The 17801-nt window shown below is 68.2% G+C and carries 19 protein-coding genes and 1 tRNA gene; 4 read left to right on the top strand and 16 right to left on the bottom strand.

The features are described from left to right. Positions 1–148: 148 nt before the first annotated feature. Both bfr and ABYX71_RS04870 read right to left on the bottom strand, forming a co-directional pair. Positions 149–619 carry a bacterioferritin gene (bfr, locus tag ABYX71_RS04875; protein ID WP_372695379.1) on the bottom strand — a complete coding sequence of 157 codons (471 nt, stop codon included), beginning with the start codon at positions 617–619 and terminating at the stop codon, positions 149–151. Positions 620–773: 154 nt separating this feature from the next. Then, on the bottom strand, positions 774–977 hold the full coding sequence (locus tag ABYX71_RS04870) for a (2Fe-2S)-binding protein (RefSeq protein ID WP_372695378.1): 204 nt from the start codon (positions 975–977) through the stop codon (positions 774–776). Positions 978–1305: 328 nt separating this feature from the next. On the opposite strand from ABYX71_RS04870, the gene ABYX71_RS04865 reads away from it, so the two are divergent. Continuing rightward, positions 1306–1983: an FKBP-type peptidyl-prolyl cis-trans isomerase gene (locus ABYX71_RS04865; RefSeq protein WP_372695377.1), complete on the top strand. Its 678-nt coding sequence runs from the start codon at positions 1306–1308 to the stop codon at positions 1981–1983. A 54-nt stretch (positions 1984–2037) separates the two neighbouring features. Further along, the gene (locus ABYX71_RS04860) at positions 2038–2883 is read left to right on the top strand and encodes a 23S rRNA (adenine(2030)-N(6))-methyltransferase RlmJ (RefSeq protein WP_372695376.1); all 846 of its coding nucleotides are present in this window, start codon (positions 2038–2040) and stop codon (positions 2881–2883) included. Positions 2884–2890: 7 nt separating this feature from the next. Here ABYX71_RS04860 and ABYX71_RS04855 read toward each other — a convergent pair whose 3' ends face one another. From ABYX71_RS04855 to apbC, 4 genes are all read right to left on the bottom strand, one after another. Beyond that, positions 2891–4030: a CaiB/BaiF CoA transferase family protein gene (locus tag ABYX71_RS04855; RefSeq protein WP_372695375.1), complete on the bottom strand. Its 1140-nt coding sequence runs from the start codon at positions 4028–4030 to the stop codon at positions 2891–2893. Between the two features lie 163 nt (positions 4031–4193). Further along, positions 4194–5018 (bottom strand): VacJ family lipoprotein, encoded by an 825-nt coding sequence (locus ABYX71_RS04850; RefSeq protein WP_372695374.1) that lies wholly within the window; start codon positions 5016–5018, stop codon positions 4194–4196. A 115-nt stretch (positions 5019–5133) separates the two neighbouring features. Continuing rightward, on the bottom strand, positions 5134–5700 hold the full coding sequence (gene dcd, locus ABYX71_RS04845) for a dCTP deaminase (protein WP_372695373.1): 567 nt from the start codon (positions 5698–5700) through the stop codon (positions 5134–5136). A 17-nt stretch (positions 5701–5717) separates the two neighbouring features. Further along, positions 5718–6809: an iron-sulfur cluster carrier protein ApbC gene (gene apbC, locus ABYX71_RS04840; RefSeq protein WP_372695372.1), complete on the bottom strand. Its 1092-nt coding sequence runs from the start codon at positions 6807–6809 to the stop codon at positions 5718–5720. A gap of 131 nt (positions 6810–6940) precedes the next feature. Here apbC and metG point away from each other — a divergent pair, with 131 nt between their 5' ends. Next, positions 6941–8587, top strand: coding sequence for a methionine--tRNA ligase (gene metG / locus ABYX71_RS04835; protein ID WP_372695371.1), 1647 nt, complete (start codon positions 6941–6943; stop codon positions 8585–8587). Between the two features lie 13 nt (positions 8588–8600). Here metG and arsC read toward each other — a convergent pair whose 3' ends face one another. The 4 genes from arsC to ABYX71_RS04815 all read right to left on the bottom strand — a co-directional run bounded on the left by arsC (position 8601) and on the right by ABYX71_RS04815 (position 11566). Further along, entirely contained in the window at positions 8601–8960 is a 360-nt protein-coding gene (gene arsC / locus ABYX71_RS04830; RefSeq protein WP_372695370.1) for an arsenate reductase (glutaredoxin), read from the bottom strand. A gap of 46 nt (positions 8961–9006) precedes the next feature. Beyond that, entirely contained in the window at positions 9007–9939 is a 933-nt protein-coding gene (locus tag ABYX71_RS04825; protein ID WP_372695369.1) for a carbohydrate kinase family protein, read from the bottom strand. Positions 9940–9966: 27 nt separating this feature from the next. Further along, the gene (gene gcvPB / locus ABYX71_RS04820; protein ID WP_372695368.1) at positions 9967–11412 is read right to left on the bottom strand and encodes an aminomethyl-transferring glycine dehydrogenase subunit GcvPB; all 1446 of its coding nucleotides are present in this window, start codon (positions 11410–11412) and stop codon (positions 9967–9969) included. 77 nt (positions 11413–11489) lie between these two features. Beyond that, positions 11490–11566, bottom strand: a tRNA-Arg gene (locus ABYX71_RS04815). 151 nt (positions 11567–11717) lie between these two features. Here ABYX71_RS04815 and ABYX71_RS04810 point away from each other — a divergent pair. Next, positions 11718–12224 carry a cytochrome c5 family protein gene (locus ABYX71_RS04810; protein ID WP_372695367.1) on the top strand — a complete coding sequence of 169 codons (507 nt, stop codon included), beginning with the start codon at positions 11718–11720 and terminating at the stop codon, positions 12222–12224. A 76-nt stretch (positions 12225–12300) separates the two neighbouring features. On the opposite strand, the gene fabB is transcribed toward ABYX71_RS04810, so the two are convergent. From fabB to ABYX71_RS04780, 6 genes are all read right to left on the bottom strand, one after another. Continuing rightward, positions 12301–13521 (bottom strand): beta-ketoacyl-ACP synthase I, encoded by a 1221-nt coding sequence (fabB, locus tag ABYX71_RS04805; RefSeq protein WP_372695366.1) that lies wholly within the window; start codon positions 13519–13521, stop codon positions 12301–12303. Then, the gene (fabA, locus tag ABYX71_RS04800; RefSeq protein WP_372695380.1) at positions 13518–14030 is read right to left on the bottom strand and encodes a 3-hydroxyacyl-[acyl-carrier-protein] dehydratase FabA; all 513 of its coding nucleotides are present in this window, start codon (positions 14028–14030) and stop codon (positions 13518–13520) included. Before fabA ends, fabB begins: the two co-directional genes overlap by 4 nt. A 141-nt stretch (positions 14031–14171) precedes the next feature. Beyond that, positions 14172–15629, bottom strand: a complete 1458-nt coding sequence (ubiD, locus tag ABYX71_RS04795) for a 4-hydroxy-3-polyprenylbenzoate decarboxylase (RefSeq protein ID WP_372695365.1) — start codon at positions 15627–15629, stop codon at positions 14172–14174. Beyond that, the gene (gene ubiA, locus ABYX71_RS04790; RefSeq protein ID WP_372695364.1) at positions 15626–16492 is read right to left on the bottom strand and encodes a 4-hydroxybenzoate octaprenyltransferase; all 867 of its coding nucleotides are present in this window, start codon (positions 16490–16492) and stop codon (positions 15626–15628) included. Before ubiA ends, ubiD begins: the two co-directional genes overlap by 4 nt. Then, positions 16483–16965: a chorismate lyase gene (locus tag ABYX71_RS04785; protein WP_372695363.1), complete on the bottom strand. Its 483-nt coding sequence runs from the start codon at positions 16963–16965 to the stop codon at positions 16483–16485. Before ABYX71_RS04785 ends, ubiA begins: the two co-directional genes overlap by 10 nt. Positions 16966–16999: 34 nt before the next feature. After that, on the bottom strand, positions 17000–17801 hold an 802-nt coding region (locus ABYX71_RS04780), incomplete at its 5' end, for a helicase-related protein (protein WP_372695362.1).

Here is a 17801-nt window from a genome sequence, read left to right as displayed (position 1 = left end):
GTAGTAACGCGCCACGGCGGCGTCCGGCACACCCTGCGGGCCACAGAACGAACGCGTCATGGGCGCCATGGCGATGCGGTTGGGCAACTCCACACCACCGACCCGCAGCGACGCGAACAATGCCTCCGGCACAGGCATGGCAACGGGCTCAGCCATGCATCATCGACTGCAGGTAGTTCTGCTCACCCAGCTTGTCGAGCAGCGCCAGCTGGGTTTCCAGCCAGTCGACGTGCTCTTCCTCACTTTCCAGGATGTCCTCGAGCAGCTCCCGGCTGATGTAGTCGTTCACCTGCTCGCAGTACCCGATACCCTCACGAAGCACCGGCATGGCCTCGCGCTCCAGGCGCAGGTCGCATTCGAGCAGCTCCTTGACGTTCTCGCCGATGTACAGCTTGCCCAGGTCCTGCAGGTTGGGCAGCCCGTCGAGAAACAGCACGCGCTTGATCAACGCATCGGCGTGCTTCATCTCGTCGATGGATTCCTCGTATTCCTTTTTGTTGAGCCGCTCCAGACCCCAGTTTTCCGCCATGCGGGCGTGCAGAAAGTATTGGTTGATGGCAGTCAGCTCGTTCTTGAGGACGCGGTTCAGGTAATCGATGACTTTGGCGTCGCCTTTCATCGGACAGTTCTCCAGGCTGGCGTGGGGGACTGGCCATTATAGGCACTCGGCACCGTTCGCCCGGCGCACGCGGCGACCCGATCCCGACATCGCAGCGACAACAAAAAAAGGGGGCAAAACGCCCCCTTGATTCAACTGTGCCTTCCCGGCCGCGTCAGGTCACGCCCGCCAGCCATGCCGGTGCCTCCGGCGTCGCCTGGTCGGCCGCCTTGAGCAGGCTTTGCGCCAGCTCCGCACACTTTCCACAGCAGGTGGCCACGCGCAGGCTCTGCGCCAGCTCGCCCAAACTGCACGCGCCTTCCTGCGCCGCCTGCGCTATGGCTCGATCGGTCACACCGTGACACACACACACGTACATGGGTCTGGCACCCCCGGCACACAGCCTAGTCCTGAGTTGCATTCCATTACAGATGCGAATGATTGTCAACCGCGCGCCTACCCAACCCTCCCGAGGCAGATAGCATCGAACCGGCCTGCGTCGCTGCCATCGGCGGCGAGCAAACACACAGCGCGCCCCTGCAGCACGCCGCCGCGCGCACGACGCACCACAGCCACCGCGCGTCGCCTGCATTACCAATCGTTCGGTTTATAGCGCGCCGCGGCCACACTGAACAAGCCATAGTGTGGGATCATGACCCGCCGCGCCTGAATGCGTCGCGCTTCCTCCACCGCCTACCGAGATCGCCATGCTTCGTATCGCCCTGCCAGTGGCCCTGCTCACCCTCGTGTCGCCCGCCATCACAGCCGCCGGACTCGACACAGACGCCCAGAAGGCGGCCTACGCCATCGGCTACCAGTTCGGCGCCAACGCAAAGCGTGATGGCCTGACCCTGGATCCGGCCGCCGCCGCGCAGGGTGTTCAGGATGCCCTGGCCGGCAAGGAACCGGCGGCCGAGCCGGCCGCCCTGCAGGCCGCCCTGGACAAGCTGCGCTCGGACATGGAAGGCCAGGCCAAGGCGTTGGCTGACCAGAATTCCAAGGATGGCGCTGCGTTCCGCGCCGACTACGCCAAGAAGAGCGGGGTCAAGAAAACCGATTCCGGCCTGCTCTACCGCGTGCTGGACGCCGGCAAGGGCACGAAGCCCAAGGCCACCGACACCGTCAAGGTCAACTATCGGGGCACGCTGCCGGATGGCACCGAGTTCGACAACTCCTACACGCGCGGCGAGCCCGTCAGCTTCCAGGTCAACCAGATCATTCCCGGCTGGCAGGAAGCCCTGGCACTGATGCCCGAGGGCTCGAAGTGGGAAGTGGTGCTGCCACCGGAACTGGCCTATGGCACCGAGGGCGCCGGGCGCGCCATCGGTCCCAACCAGACCCTGGTGTTCGAAATCGAACTGCTGGACATCGAATCCGGCAAGTAACCAGCACATGCGGGGCGGGCGGGTCGACGCACTCGCCCGACCTGCCCGCCGGCAATGAACTACCGTCACGCCTTTCACGCCGGCAATTTCGCCGACGTCGTCAAGCACGTGTGCCTGGTGGCACTGCTGCGCGGCCTGTCGCGCAAGGACAGCCCCTGGCTGTATCTGGACACCCATGCCGGCGCCGGCCGCTACGACCTGCGCAGCCCGCCGGCTCAGAAAACCGGCGAATACCGCGCCGGCATCGAGCTTGTCAGGGAGGCAACGGGCTCCCTGCCACCGGCCCTGACCGACTACCTGGAGGTTCTGGGCGCGCTCACCGACACCGCGGCGCAGCAACACGATCACTACCCCGGATCGCCGCTGCTGGCCGCCGCGCTGGCCCGCCCCCAGGACCGGCTGGTCGCCTGCGAACTCAACCCGCTCGAACATGCGGCGCTCGACGAGTGCCTGCGCGGTCGGCAACGCTGCACGGTGGCCCGGCAGGACGGCTACCAGGCACTGGCGGCCTACCTGCCCCCCCGCGAGCGCCGGGGCCTGGCACTCATCGACCCGCCCTACGAGGATCCGCGCGAGTTCACGCGCCTGGCCAAAGCGCTCATCGACGCCCACCGCCGCTTCGCCACCGGCTGCTATGCCCTGTGGTACCCGCTCAAGGACGAGGGGCCGCTGGCCGGTCTGAAGCGCCAGCTCAAGACGGCCGGCCTGCGCCGCCTGCTGACCGTCGAACTGCGCCTGACACCATTGCCGCAGGGCGGCATCCTGCACGGGTGTGGGGTCCTGGTGATGAACCCGCCGTGGGGCTTCGCCGACCAGCTACGCGACGCGCTGCCGGTTCTGGCGCGGATTCTGGCGCCCGACAGCGGCACCGCCGCGGTCGACTGGCTGGTGCCGGAATGAGCGCCGTCTAGGCGGCGGTCACCGCCCCGCTGCGCAGCAGGTTTCGGATCTGCTGTGCATCGAACCCCCAATCCGCGAGCACGGCCTCCGAATCGGCCCCTACCGGTCGCGGGCCGTGGCGCACCTGCGCCGGCGTACGGCTGAAACGCGGGGCGGGGCCCGGATGCAGCATGCCGTCCACCTCGACGAAACTGCCGCGGGCCACGTTGTGCGGATGCTGCGGCGCCTCGGTCAGGGACAGCACCGGCGCGAAACAGGCGTCACTGCCCTCGAGCAGGGCACACCACGCGTCACGGGTCTTGGTCCTGAAAATGCGCGCCAGTTCGGCCCGTTGCCGGGGCCAGGCATCGGCGTCGTGCTGGTTCTCGAACAGCTGCGGGTCGGCGTCGGTCTCGCGGATCAGCGTGGCGTAGAACTGCGGCTCGATGGCGCCCACCGCCACCCACTTGCCGTCGGCCGTCTCGTAGGTGCCGTAGAAGTGCGAGGCACCGTCGAGCATATTGCGGCCGCGCTCGTCCTGCCAGCGGCCGGCCTGCTGCATGGCATAGAACATGCCCATCAGCACCGCGCTGCCCTCCACCATCGAGCAGTCGATCACCTGCCCCAGCCCCGACCGCTGCGCCTCCAGCAGCGCACAGACGATACCGAACGCCAGGAACATGCCCCCGCCACCGAAGTCACCCACCAGGTTCAGCGGCGGCACCGGCCTGCCCCCCTGCTCGCCAATGGCGTGCAAGACGCCGGCCAGCGCGATGTAGTTGATGTCGTGACCGGCGGCCTGCGCCAACGGGCCATCCTGCCCCCAGCCGGTCATGCGCCCGTAAATCAACTTGCCGTTGCGCGCCAAACAACGATCCGGCCCCAGGCCCAGGCGCTCCATCACGCCCGGGCGGAAGCCCTCGATCAGGGCATCCGCCCGCTCGACCAGGCGCAGCACGGTGGCAACCCCGTCGGGATGCTTCAGGTCCACGGCCAGCGAACGTCGGTTGCGCCCGAGCAGATCGGACTTGCTGCCGCTGAACAGGTTCCCGCCCGGTCGATCGACGCGTATCACCTCCGCCCCCATGTCCGCCAGCAACATGGCGCACAGCGGACCGGGGCCGAGGCCCACCATCTCGATCACCTCGACTCCGTGCAGCGGTCCCATGGACGCAGCTCCTGTTTAACGAACGATCGGTATCATTGCGCCGACACTGTACCAACGCCGGCCCGGCAGAGCATGCCGACAGGCCGGGCAACCGGGGAATACAAAAAAGGCCGCGGATCGCTCCGCGGCCTCTTGTTTGCCCGACAGGATCGGGTGACCGGCGCTACTGACCGAAGCTGGCAGCCGGAACCGGCTGGCCGGCGTCCTTGTCCTCGACCAGGTTCTGCCGGTACTGCATGTACGAAGACCGCACGAAGGCGTAGCGGTCCAGCGCCGCCTGCTCCAGCACGGTGCTGGCATCGAGCAGGCGGTAGCGGGCGTCGATGCCACCCAGGATGGTGACGCCCCAGCGCGTCTCGTCGTCCGCGATGTGGTGCTGCGGCTGCAGGAAGTAGTTGCCGACCAGTCCCACGCCGTCGCGCACGTTGCTCGGCCCGAGGATCGGCAGCACCAGATACGGCCCGGTGCCGATACCCCAGGCACCGAACGCCTGGCCGATGTCCTCATGCCGTTTTTCCAGACCCCAGCCGGTGGCAACATCGAAGATGCCCACCACGCCGACGGTGCTGTTGACCACGAAGCGGCCAACGTCCTCGGCGCTGTGCTGGAACTTGCCCTGCAGCAGGTCGCTGACCGCCACCACCGGCGTGAACAGGTTGTCGAACACGTTGCTCACGCCGCGCTTGACCGGCTGTGGCAGGAGCCAGTCGTACCCCTTGGCCACCGGCTTGATGACGAACCGGTCCGCCTGATCGTTGAACCAGAACACACCCCGATTGATGCGCTCGAACGGATCACTGATCTGCGGCGTGATCTCCTGTTCCCACTCCGCAAAGTCATCGTCGGCGTCGCTCTGCGCCACCTGCATCGGTGCCTCGACATCCGCTGTGCGCTGCGGGCGCTCGAACGGCTGGTCCGCCAGTGCGCCGGCGCTCATGCCGGCCGTCAGAACACCGGCCAGTGCCAGCTGAATCAGGTTGTTGTTCATGTGATCTCCCTCGCCGCGCAGTAATCGAAACAGCTCATGTGTTGGTTATCGGCACCATGGCCAGCGATTGTAGCGGTCGCGGACCATCGCAACCGGCTGGCGGCGATGCAGCGCATCACAGACGCGGTACGACCACGCCCACCTGCCCCTGGTACTTGCCGCCACGATCGCGGTAGGACACCTCGCAGGCCTCGTCCGATTCGAAGAACACCACCTGCGCGCACCCCTCGCCGGCGTAGATCTTGGCCGGCAGGGTGGTGGTGTTGGAGAACTCGAGCGTGGCGTAGCCTTCCCACTCGGGCTCGAACGGTGTCACGTTGACGATGATGCCGCAGCGCGCATACGTGGACTTGCCAAGACAGACCGTGAGCACGTTGCGGGGGATCCGGAAGTACTCCACCGTGCGCGCCAGCGCGAAGGAGTTCGGCGGAATCACGCACACGTCGGCCTCGACGTCGACCAGGCTGCCCTGATCGAAATTCTTCGGGTCCACCACCGCCGAACGCACATTGGTGAAGATCTTGAATTCGCGCGCCACGCGGATGTCGTAGCCATAGCTCGACAGGCCGTACGAGATGACCCGCTGGCCACCCACCTCACGCACCTGCCGCGGCTCGAACGGCTCGATCATGCCGTGCCTCTCGGCCTGTTCTCGAATCCAGCGATCGGCTTTTATGGTCATGGTCGGCTCTCGGGCGGTCAGTCGTTGACGACTGTGATCTTGGGGAAGCGGCGCGCGTAATCCTTGCCACGCAGGGCGAGGCCGGCAGCGGCGCGCAGGGCGATCTCGCGGTAGGCCCGCGCCACCGCCCCGTCGGGTTCGGCACTGACGGTCGGCTGGCCACCGTCGGCCTGCTCGCGGATGCGAATGTCCAGCGGCAGCGATCCGAGCAGCGGCACCCCATGACGCTCGGCCATGCGTGCACCGCCGCCGGCACCGAAAATGTGCTCCTCGTGCCCGCACTGGCTGCAGATGTGCGTGCTCATGTTCTCGACGATGCCCAGGATCGGCACCTTCACCTTCTCGAACATCTTCAGGCCCTTGACCGCATCGGCCAGGGCAAGGTCCTGCGGCGTGCTGACGATCACCGCGCCGCTCACCGGCACCCGCTGCGCCAGCGTCAGCTGGATGTCGCCGGTACCCGGCGGCAGATCGACCACCAGGTAGTCGAGATCGTCCCAGGCAGTGTCACGGATCAGCTGCTCGAGCGCCTGCGTGGCCATCGGCCCGCGCCACACCATGGGCGCATCGGGCTCGATCAGGAAGCCGATCGACATGCACTGCAGGCCGTGACCGTGCAACGGCGCGATGCGCCGCTCGTCGCCTTCGACCAGGTGCGGCTTGTCGCTGACCCCGAGCAGCGTCGGCAGGCTCGGTCCGTACACATCGGCATCCAGCACACCGGCCCGCGCGCCCTCGCGCGCCAGCGCCAGCGCCAGATTCACGGCCGTGGTGGACTTGCCTACCCCGCCCTTGCCGGAACCGACAGCGATCACGTTCTTGACCCCGGCGATGGCCTGCGCCCCCTGCTGCACGGCATGGGCGGCGATGCTGTGCTGCAGCGCAACGTCGACTGTCTGCACCCCCGGCAGCCGGGCCAGTGCCGCCTGCACGGCAGGAACCAGCTCCGCCGCCAGGCCGGCGCTCGGATAGCCCAGGCGCAGTTCCACCCGCAGGCGGCCGGCCTCCAGCGTCAGCGCGTGCAGCGCCGGCTTCAGGCTGGCGCCATTCCACGGATCGACCACGCTGTCGAGCGCGGTTTCGGCCTGGGTGCGCAGGGTTTCGCTCATGGTCCACAAAATCGGTTGGGGGAGTGTCGGCCGACCGCCATCAGCAGCCGCCAGAGGGCCGAAAAGTCTAGCACGGCAGCGGTGTTGGGCCGTGCTAAGCTGCCGCTTTTGTCTGTCTGCCCACCCTCCCCATGACCCGCCGCATCCTCGTCACCTCCGCCCTGCCCTATGCCAACGGGCCGATCCACATCGGCCACCTGGTCGAATACATCCAGACCGACATCTGGGTGCGCGCCATGCGCCTGTTCGGCCACGACGTGCTGTACCTGTGTGCCGACGACGCGCACGGCGCGCCGATCATGCTGCGGGCCGAGGCCGAGGGCATCACGCCCGAGGCACTGGTGGAACGCATCGGCGCCGAACACCGGGCCGATTTCGCCGGCTTCGGCGTCGGTTTCGACAACTACTACACCACGCACAGTGACGAGAACCGCCAGCTGGCGGAGGACATCTTCACCCGCCTGTCGGCGGCCGGGCACATCGTGCGCTATGGCGTGACGCGGCATTTCGACCCGCTCAAGAACATGTTCCTGGCCGACCGGTTCATCCGCGGGGAATGTCCGCGCTGCGGCGCCGCGGACCAGTACGGCGATTCGTGCGAGGCGTGCGGCGCCACCTACGCACCCACCGACCTGAAGAACCCGCGCTCGGCGCTGTCCGGCGCCGAGCCGGTATTGAAGGAATCCGAGCACTACTTCTTTCGCCTGCGCGACTTCGCCGGCCTGCTGGCCGACTGGACCCGCGCCGGGCACCTGCAAACCGAGGTCGCCAACAAGATTGCCGAGTGGTTCGAGGCCGGCCTGGCCGACTGGGACATCTCGCGCGACGCCCCGTACTTCGGCTTCCGGGTGCCGGGCTCGGAGAATCAGTATTTCTACGTCTGGCTCGACGCGCCGATCGGCTATCTGGCCAGCCTTTGGGACTGGCTGAACCGCCGCGAGGGGCGCACCGTCACGCTGGACGAGGTGCGCGCCTTCTGGAGCGAGCGCGAGGTGCGCCACTTCATCGGCAAGGACATCCTGTACTTCCACGCCCTGTTCTGGCCGGCCATGCTGCACGGCGCCGGCTACACCAAGCCGGCGGCCGTGAATGCGCACGGCTTCCTGACCGTGGACGGACAGAAAATGTCCAAGTCACGCGGCACCTTCATCCAGGCCCGCAGCTGGCTCGACCACCTGCCTCCGGAGCCACTGCGCTACTACTTCGCCGCCAAGCTTGGCGCCGGCATCGACGACATCGACCTCAATCTCGACGACTTCGTGGCGCGCGTGAATTCCGACCTGGTCGGCAAGCTGGTCAACATTGCGGCCCGCACCGCCGGCTTCATCGAAAAGCGCTTCGACGGCCGCCTGGCGGCCACGCTGCCGCAGCCGGCGCTGTTCGACCAGTTCGTGGCGGCCGGCGCGGACATCGCCGCCGCCTACGAGGGCCGCGAGTACGCACGCGCCCTGCGCGAGGTGATGGCGCTGGCCGACCGCGCCAACGAGTACATCGCCGGCGAGGCACCCTGGACCCTGGTCAAGGACCCGGCCCGCCTGGACGACGCGCACGGCGTGTGCACCCAGGCGCTGAACCTGTTCCGTCTGCTGATGGTGTACCTGAAGCCGGTGCTGCCACAGATGGCGGCTCGGGTGGAAACGCTGTTCGACGCGCCGCTCGAGTGGGAAGCCCGGCGGCAGCCGCTGCTCGACCGGCCGGTGGCGCCCTACAGCGCGCTGGCCACGCGCATCGACGCCAAGGCCATCAGCGCGTTGCTGGAGTCCGGCCGGGCCGCCTGAGCGGCCCGGGCAATCAGCCCTTCAACAACTGCAGCACCTGCTCCGGCGGACGGCCGACGATCGCCCGCTGGTCGCGCACCGCCACCGGACGCTCGATGAGGATGGGGTTCGCCGCCATGGCGTCGATCAGCGCGTCCTCCGACAGGCCCGGATCGGCCAGACCCAGCGACTTGTAGACCGCCTCGCCGCGGCGCAACAGCTCGCGCGCCGACAGACCCAGCTGGCCGAGCAGCTGACGGATCTGTGCCGCCGTCAACGGCTCGCGCAGGTACTCCACGACCTGCGGCTCGACGCCGTGCTCGCGCAGCAGCGCCAGCGCCGCGCGCGACTTCGAGCAACGCGGGTTGTGCAAGAGCGTTATCGATGCGGACATGGAACCTCCGGCGACAGGTGGGGCACGCCCGTCGGCCACGGCATGATCAGAATCCGTGGCCGAACTCGGCGATGAAGCGCTGCTCGAACTGCTCGCGCGTGAAATGGTGGTTCTGTGTGCCGTGGTGCTCGATCTTGATCCCGCCCATGAGCGAGGCGATGCGCCCGGTGACGGGCCAGTCCAGCTCGTGCAACAGGCCGTACAGCAGGCCGGCGCGGTACGCATCGCCGCAGCCGGTGGGGTCGTTGACAGCGGCCGTCTTGACCGACGGGATGTCGATGCGGTGGCCGCCGGTGTAGATGCTCGAACCCTTGCTGCCGCGGGTGATGATCAGGGCCTCGACGCGCTTGGCGATGTCGCCGGCGGACAGCCCGGTGCGTGCCTGCAGCATCTCGATTTCGTAGTCGTTGGCGGTGATCCAGGTTGCCTGCTGGATGAACTCCAGCAGTTCGGCCTTGCCGAACAGCGGCAATCCCTGGCCCGGATCGAAGATGAACGGCACGCCGCCCTCGGCAAACTCGCGCGCGTGCTGCAGCATGCCCTCTCGGCCGTCCGGCGCCACGATGCCGATGTCCACCGCCCCGGCGTCGGCCACCGAATTGCGGTGCGCCTCGTTCATGGCGCCGGGATGAAAGGCCGTGATCTGGTTGTCGTCCAGATCGGTGGTGATGAAGGCCTGGCCGGTGTAGCTGCCAGGCACCTGCATCACGTGGCTGCGGTCGACACCGTGGCGATCCAGCCAGTCGCGATACGGACCGAAGTCCTCACCCACGGTGGCCATCGGCACCGGCTCGCCGCCGAGCAGTTTCAGGTTATAGGCGATGTTCCCGGCACAGCCGCCGAACTCGCGCCGCATCTCCGGCACCAGGAACGACACGTTCAGGATGTGCACCTGATCCGGCAGGATGTGATTCTTGAAGCGGTCCTGAAACACCATGATGGTGTCGTAGGCCATCGAGCCGCAGATCAGTGCCCGCACGGCAGGTCTCCTTTTCGTGGGCGTGAGTCAGGCCGGCCGCCAGGCCAGGTCCGGCTGACGCGCCGCGCGCACCTCGTCCAGGCGGCGCACCGGCAGCGTGTGCGGCGCGTCGTGCAGCAACTGCGGCTGCTCGGCGGCCTCGCGGGCGATGCCGACCAGCGCCGCCACGAAGCCGTCCAGCATGTCACGTGACTCGGTCTCGGTCGGCTCTATCAGCAGGCACTCGGGCACCAGCAACGGAAAATACACGGTCGGCGCGTGATAGCCGTAGTCGAGCAGCCGCTTGGCGACATCCAGCGCGGTCACGCCCAGTTCCTGCTTGTGCCGGCGCAGGGTGACGATGAACTCATGACTGGCCCGCCGGTTCGGGTAGGCCAGCTCGAATCCGGCCTCGCGCAGGCGAGCCTGCAGGTAGGCGGCATTCAGGGTGGCGAACTCGGCCACCCGTCGCAGCCCGTCGCGCCCGAGCAGGCGCACATACACCCAGGCCCGCAGCAGGATGCCGGCATTGCCGGCGAACGCCGACAGGCGGCCGATGCTCTGCGGCCGCTCGGCCTCGGTGAGCCAGTGATACCGGTCGCCGTCGCGCGCCACCATGGGCACCGGCAGGAACGGCAGCAGGCGCTCGCTGACGCCCACCGGCCCGGCCCCGGGCCCACCGCCGCCATGCGGCGTGGCGAAGGTCTTGTGCAGGTTCAGGTGCACCACGTCGAAGCCCATGTCGCCGGGCCGGGCATGTCCCAGGATGGCATTCAGGTTGGCGCCGTCGTAATACAGCAGGCCACCCGCCTCGTGCACGACGCGTTGTATCTCGCCGATCCGCCGCTCGAACACCCCCAGGGTAGACGGATTGGTCAGCATCAGTCCCGCCGTGTGCGGGCCGACCGCCGCGCGCAGCGCGTCAAGATCGACGTCGCCCTCGGCATCGGTCGGGATCTCCCGCACCGCGTAGCCGCACATCACGGCCGTGGCCGGATTGGTGCCGTGTGCCGCGTCCGGCACCAGAATCTCGCGTCGCGCCGTGTCACCGCGGGAGCGGTGGTAGGCCTCGATCATGGCGATGCCGGCCAGCTCGCCCTGGGCGCCGGCCAGCGGGGTCAGCGACACGCCGGCCATGCCGGTGGCGGCCGCCAGGATTTCCTGCAACTCCCACAGGCAGGCCAGAAATCCCTGCCCGGTGGTGGCCGGCGCCAGCGGGTGACGATCGCGCAACACCGGCCACAGGGCCAGCTCATTGGCGGCCCGCGGGTTGTACTTCATGGTGCACGACCCGAGCGGGTAGAAATGCGTGTCGATCGAGAAATTCTTCTGCGACAGGCGCGTGTAGTGACGCACCGCCTGCAGCTCGGACACCTGCGGCAGCGGCGGCACATCGGCCCGCAGCAGCCCGGCGGGCAGATCGTCGGGGGCCGGTGCCGGCGCCACCTGCGTGCCGTTGGCACGACCGGAAAGTGACTGATTGAAGATCAGCATGCGTGCAGCAGGACGTTAAGCGGCAATCATGGCGCAGCAACTCGTGCCAGCGGCGCAACGAACACAGCCGGTGAAGGTGGCGCGCCCGAGAGGATTCGAACCTCTGACCCCCGCCTTCGGAGGGCGGTACTCTATCCAGCTGAGCTACGGGCGCAGGCCGCGTAGTTTAGCAGGATGTCTTCACCCCCTGGGCCACCCCGAACCGAGCCGGCGCGCGCTGGGGACCGTTATAATTCGCGGTCGCTGCCCGGCAGCACTCCCCCTGCGCCCCTCGTTATCAACACGCTACGTCGTTAGGAGTCCTCGTGAACGCCCATTCCAGCCCGACCAGTGACAATTCGGCCAGCGCCTTCACCGTTGTCCTGCTGTCCCTGGTCGCCCTGACCTTCGTGCTGGCCGGCCTGGCCGTGTACCTGGTCAACACCAGCCGCCCGACCGCCATCGACCCCACCATTGCCGCCCTGGCGGATGCCCGCATCCAGCCCGTGGGCGAGGTGTATGTCGGCGGCGAGAACGGCAGCCCGGCCACCGGCGCAGCCGCCACCGCCGCGGCAGAAGACACCGGTCCCGTCGATGGCGCCGCCGTCTACCAGCAGGCCTGCTTCTCGTGCCATGCCACCGGCGTGGCCGGCGCACCGAAGCTTGGCGACACCGCCGCGTGGGAATCGCGCCTCTCCCAGGGCATCGACGTGCTGTACCAGCACTCGCTGCAAGGCATCCGCGCCATGCCGCCGAAGGGTGGCTTCATGAACCTGAGCGACGAGCAGGTCAAGGCCGCCGTCGACCACATGGTGTCCCAGTCGCAGCCGTAAGCCCGCGACACCCCTAAAGAAAAAGGCGGGACTGGATGACCCCAGTCCCGCCTTTTTTGTACCCGAGCGCCGTCGGTCAGCCGTTGTAGCGGCGCAGCACCAGGGTGGCGTTGGTACCGCCGAAGCCGAAGCTGTTCGACATCACCGTGTCCAGCCGCGCGTCGCTGCGCAGTTCGCGCACCAGCGGCAGGCCCTCGACCGCGGGGTCCAGGCGCTCGATGTGCGCCGACGGACAGATGAAGCCGCCGTGCATCATCAGCAGGCTGTAGATGGCCTCGTGCACGCCGGCGGCGCCCAGCGAGTGACCGGTCAGGGACTTGGTGGAGCTGAACGCCGGCACCTGGTCACCGAATACCTGACGCACCGCGTCGAGTTCGCGCGCATCGCCCACCGGCGTGCTGGTGCCGTGGGTGTTCAGGTAATCGACCTCGGCCAGCGGGATGTCACCCAACGCCTGCTGCATGCAGCGCACCGCGCCCTCACCGGACGGCTGCACCATGTCGAAACCATCGGACGTGGCGCCGTAACCGACCAGTTCCGCATAGATCTTGGCACCACGCGCCAGGGCGTGCTCCAGCGCCTCGACCACGACGATGCCGCCGCCACCGGAAATGACAAAGCCGTCGCGGTCGGCGTCGTACGCGCGCGAGGCCACCGCCGCGCGATCGTTGTACGCCGACGACAGGGCGCCCATGCCGTCGAACAGCACCGATTCGCTCCAGTGCAGCTCCTCGCCACCGCCGGCAAACACCACGTCCTGCTTGCCGGCCTGAATCAGCTCGGCGGCATTGCCGATGCAATGGGCCGACGTGGCACAGGCGGACGAGATGGAATAGCCAACGCCCTTGATCTTGTAGGCCGTACCCAGACACGCCGCCACCGTGCTCGACATGGTGCGCGGCACCATGTACGGACCCACCCGGCGAGCGCCTTTCTCGCGCAGCGTGTCCGCCGCCAGCACGGTGTTGGCGGTAGAGGCGCCACCGGAGCCGGCTACCAGCCCGGTGCGCACATTCGATACCTCTGCCTCGCTCAGGCCCGCGTCGGCAATGGCCTCCGCCATGGCAATGTGGGCATAGGCGGCGGCATCACCCATGAAGCGCAACAACTTGCGGTCGATGTGCTCCTCGGTATTGATGCGCAGCGGTCCGTGTACCTGGCTGCGAAAACCCAGATCACGGTATTCCTCGCTGAACTCGATGCCGGAACGAACCTGTCGCAGGGAATCAGCGACCTGCGCCTGATTGACGCCGATGCTGGACACGATGCCCAGCCCGGTGATGACGACACGTCTCACGGTGTGCTCTCGAAAGTGTTGGTGAACAGACCCACCCGCAGCCCGCTGGCGGAATAGATGGTCTTGCCGTCCACGTCCATGCTGGCATCGGCAATGCCCATGAACAGCTTGCGCTGAATCACACGCTTCATGTTGATGTTGTAGGTGACCAGACGCGCCTCAGGCGTCACCTCCCCACTGAACTTGACCTCATCGGCGCCCAGCGCCCGACCCCGGCCCGGCCCGCCGATCCAGCCCAGATAGAAGCCCACCAGCTGCCACATGGCGTCCAGCCCCAGGCATCCGGGCATCACCGGATCGCCTTCGAAATGGCAGCCGAAAAACCACAGATCCGGCCGCACGTCCAGCTCCGCCCGAACCTCACCGCGGCCGTACTGCCCGCCATGATCGCTGATCTGGACGATGCGATCGAACATCAGCATCGGCGGCATGGGCAGCTGCGCGTTACCCGGGCCGAACAGCTCCCCACGCGCACAGCGCAAAAGATCTTCGTAATCGAACGACTCGATGCGCTGCGTCAGAGCGGACGTTTCTGTCACGGTTTTGTCCATGGCTGGGGGACGCCGCGCCGCTGACTGCGCCATGCATCCGTACACAAAATGTCGCAATTATACGCATCCGTCACCCGCGACCCTCCGTCGTTGACGCGCTCACAGGCCCAACTGCGCCCACAGCGCGTCTACCCGCGCCTTGACCTGTGCCGGCATGGTGATCGGCCGGCCCCATGCGCGGCCGGTCTCGCCCGGCCACTTGTTGGTGGCGTCCAGGCCCATCTTCGAGCCCAGGCCCGCCACCGGCGAGGCGAAATCGAGGCTGTCGATCGGCGTGCGCTCGGCCAGCAGCAGGTCCCGCGCCGGATCGACGCGGGTACTGATGGCCCACACCACGTCCTGCCAGTTGCGCACGTCGATGTCGTCGTCCACCACGACGATGAACTTCGTGTACAGAAACTGCCTCAGGTACGACCACACCCCAAACATCACCCGCGAAGCATGCCCTGGATACTGCTTGCGGATCGACACCAGCGCCACCCGGTAGGAACACCCCTCCGGCGGCAGGTAGAAGTCCACCACCTCCGGAAACTGCCGGCGCAGCAACGGCACGAACAGCTCGTTAAGGGCCGCCCCCAGCATGGCCGGCTCGTCCGGCGGCCGGCCGGTGTAGGTGCTGTGGTAGATGGCGTCGCGCCGCCGCGACAGACGCTGTACCGTCAGCACCGGATGGCGCTCGGTTTCGTTGTAGTAACCGGTGTGATCGCCGAACGGCCCCTCCGGCGCCTCGTCACCGGGCATGATCACCCCTTCCAGCACGATCTCCGCCCGCGCCGGCACGTCGAGCCCGTTGGACGTTTCCAGCAGCTCGGTGCGCTCGCCCCGCAACAACCCCGCAAACTGGTACTCCGACAGCGCGTCGGGAATCGGCATCACCGCTGCCAGCAGCGTCGCCGGATCGGCGCCGATCACCACCGCCACCGGAAACGGCTCGCCCGGCCGCGCCGCCTGCCAGGCCTGAAAATCCAGTGCCCCGCCACGGTGCGCCAGCCAGCGCATGATCAATCGATTGCGCCCCAGCAACTGCTGACGGTAGACCCCCAGGTTCTGCCGCCCACCGTCCGGACCGCGGGTGACCACCAGCCCCCAGCTGAGCAGCGGCGCCGCGTCGTCCGGCCAGCAGGTCTGGATCGGCAGCTGCGACAGGTCCACCTCGTCGCCCTCGACGACCTGATCCTGACACGGCCCGCTGCCCACCCGGCGCGGGCGCATCGCCAGCGCCTGGCGATAGATTGGCAGTTGCTGCCACGCCTCGCGCAGGCCGTGCGGCGGCTGTGGCTCGCGCAGCAGGGCCAGCTGCTCACCCAGCTCGCGCAGATCCTGCGGCGTCTCGCGCCCCAAGCCCAGCGCCACCCGCCGCACGGTACCGAACAGGTTGGCCAGCAGCGGCAGACGGTGGCCGGTCGGCCGCTCGAACAGCAGGGCCGGCCCACCCGCCCGCAGCACCCGGTCGCACACCTCGGTCATTTCAAGGCGCGGGTCGACCGGCACCGTGATCCGCTTCAGTTCGCCCAGGGACTCCAGGCGACTGATGAAGGCCCGCAGATCACGACTCACATCGACACTCCGTAGTGCACGGCGATGCCGGCGAACACCGCGGCACCGAACCAGTTGTTGGCCAGAAAGGCGCGAAAGCAGGCCGCCGGTTCCCGGTGGCGTGCCAGGTACTGGTGATGCGCGGCGGTCAGCGCCGCCAGCCCGAGCCCGGCAAAGAACCACACACCCAACCGCGCCTGCCAGCCGACCAGCGCCAGCGTGGCCAGGGCGCTGGCCTGCAACACACCGATGATCAGCCGGTCGTCATCGCCGAACAGGATGGCCGTCGACTTGACACCGATCCGCACATCGTCGGCACGGTCCGCCATGGCGTAGAAGGTGTCGTACGCCACGGTCCAGAACACGTTGGCCATCAGCAGCAGCCAGGCAATGGGCGGCACCTTGTCCTGCACCGCGGCGAACGCCATGGGAATGCCCCAGCCAAAGGCCAGCCCCAGATACACCTGCGGCAGGTGCGTCAGGCGCTTGCCGAGCGGATAGGTCAGCGCCAGCAGGGCACCGATGACCGCCAGTTCCTGGGTACGCCGGTTCAAGGTCAGCACCAGCGCCAACGACACCACCAGCAACGCCACGCACACACCCAGCGCTTCGACCGGGCGCAACGCGCCGCGCGCCAGCGGACGCTGGCGCGTGCGCGCCACGTGGCGGTCGAAATCACGGTCCAGGTAATCGTTGATGGCGCAGCCGGCCGAGCGCATGCTCACCACGCCGGCGGTGAACACCGCCAGCAGGCGCCAGTCCGGCAGGCCACCGCTGGCCAGCCACAGCGCCCACCAGGTCGGCCACAGCAACAGCAGGATGCCGATGGGCCGGTGCAGGCGCGTCAACTCGGCGTACAGACGCAGGCGACCGATCAGTGACACGGCGGCGCTCCCAGGGACAGTGCCGCCGGCAAGAAATGCTCCTCCACCAGCAGGACGCAGCCCGGCAAGGCAATCACACTGCGCCGCGAAACCCGCGCCGGCGCCTGGGCGGCCGGCGCCACCGCCAACTCCACCTGCTGCCGGCACGTGCCGGGGACGGCAAACACCAACTCGCCGACCGGCCGATCCCCCAGCCGGCGCAGCGCCGGCCAGCGCGCCAGCGTGCGCGGCGGCACCACGGTGTTGCCAACCAGCAGCGGCCGCCCGGCGCGCGTGAAACGCACCCGGCGCCAGAACACCGGCGCGCCCGGCGCCAGGCGCAGCCGCACCGACTCGTGCGCACTGGCGGCACGCCAGCCCTGGGCCAGCAAGGTGCAGTCCACCGCGCTGGCGCAGGCGCCGCGAAGTGCCGCCGTCAGCGAGCCGCGACCGGCCAGCCAGGGGCGCAGCGCGGCCGGCGCGCGGCGCAACATGGCGCGGCTCAGCGGCCGCCAGACGGCGCCCGCGTCAGACATCGCCATAGGCCAGGCCCTGCCCCAACCAGCGCTCGATCAGTTGCGGCGCGGCCTGCGGTACCTCGCGCTCCAGACGGCTGGCCAGCGCCGGCAGGCGGGTCAGCAGGGCGCGATCGCGCACCAGATCGGCCACGCGCAGGTTGACCTCGCCGGTCTGACGCGTGCCCAGCAGTTCGCCCGGCCCGCGCAGGTCGAGATCCCGGCGGGCGATCTCGAAGCCATCCCCGGTCTCGCGCATGGCCGCCAGGCGCGCGCGCGCGTCGCCGGACAGGGGCGGTTGATACAGCAGCACGCAGCGACTGTCGGCGCTGCCACGACCCACACGCCCGCGCAGCTGATGCAGCTGCGCCAGACCCAGGCGCTCGGCATGATCGATGACCATCAGCGTGGCATTGGGTACGTCGACTCCCACCTCGATCACCGTGGTGGCCACCAGCAGATCGAGCTCACGGCGCTGGAAAGCGCCCATCACGCGCTCCTTGTCACGGCTTTTCAGGCGCCCGTGCACCAGGCCCACGCGCAACTGCGGCAATGCCGCGGCCAGTTCCTCGGCCGTGTCGCTGGCCGCCGACAGCGCCAGCGCCTCCGATTCCTCGATCAACGGACACACCCAGTACGCCTGCTCTCCGCGCGCACAGGTGGCGACGATGGCCGCCAGCAGCTCGTCGCGCCGCCGCCGCGGCACCGCCAGCGTGTGCACCGGCGTGCGGCCGGGTGGCAGTTCATCGATGACCGAGGTGTCGAGATCGGCGTAGAAGGTCATGGCCAGTGAGCGGGGGATGGGCGTGGCGGTC

This window comes from Immundisolibacter sp. (genome assembly GCF_041625615.1).
Lineage (GTDB): Bacteria > Pseudomonadota > Gammaproteobacteria > Immundisolibacterales > Immundisolibacteraceae > Immundisolibacter.
The sequence above is the reverse complement of the archived record's forward strand: the minus strand, read 5'-3'. Positions and strand labels throughout refer to the sequence as shown.

What these genes read in the sequence shown, in the direction of transcription:
- bfr (WP_372695379.1), bottom strand. Translation starts at nt 619, where the DNA reads ATGAAAGGCGACGCCAAAGTCATCGATTACCTGAACCGCGTCCTCAAG.
- ABYX71_RS04870 (WP_372695378.1), bottom strand. Translation starts at nt 977, where the DNA reads ATGTACGTGTGTGTGTGTCACGGTGTGACCGATCGAGCCATAGCGCAG.
- ABYX71_RS04865 (WP_372695377.1), top strand. Translation starts at nt 1,306, where the DNA reads ATGCTTCGTATCGCCCTGCCAGTGGCCCTGCTCACCCTCGTGTCGCCC.
- ABYX71_RS04860 (WP_372695376.1), top strand. Translation starts at nt 2,038, where the DNA reads ATGAACTACCGTCACGCCTTTCACGCCGGCAATTTCGCCGACGTCGTC.
- ABYX71_RS04855 (WP_372695375.1), bottom strand. Translation starts at nt 4,030, where the DNA reads ATGGGACCGCTGCACGGAGTCGAGGTGATCGAGATGGTGGGCCTCGGC.
- ABYX71_RS04850 (WP_372695374.1), bottom strand. Translation starts at nt 5,018, where the DNA reads ATGAACAACAACCTGATTCAGCTGGCACTGGCCGGTGTTCTGACGGCC.
- dcd (WP_372695373.1), bottom strand. Translation starts at nt 5,700, where the DNA reads ATGACCATAAAAGCCGATCGCTGGATTCGAGAACAGGCCGAGAGGCAC.
- apbC (WP_372695372.1), bottom strand. Translation starts at nt 6,809, where the DNA reads ATGAGCGAAACCCTGCGCACCCAGGCCGAAACCGCGCTCGACAGCGTG.
- metG (WP_372695371.1), top strand. Translation starts at nt 6,941, where the DNA reads ATGACCCGCCGCATCCTCGTCACCTCCGCCCTGCCCTATGCCAACGGG.
- arsC (WP_372695370.1), bottom strand. Translation starts at nt 8,960, where the DNA reads ATGTCCGCATCGATAACGCTCTTGCACAACCCGCGTTGCTCGAAGTCG.
- gcvPB (WP_372695368.1), bottom strand. Translation starts at nt 11,412, where the DNA reads ATGCTGATCTTCAATCAGTCACTTTCCGGTCGTGCCAACGGCACGCAG.
- ABYX71_RS04785 (WP_372695363.1), bottom strand. Translation starts at nt 16,965, where the DNA reads ATGTTGCGCCGCGCGCCGGCCGCGCTGCGCCCCTGGCTGGCCGGTCGC.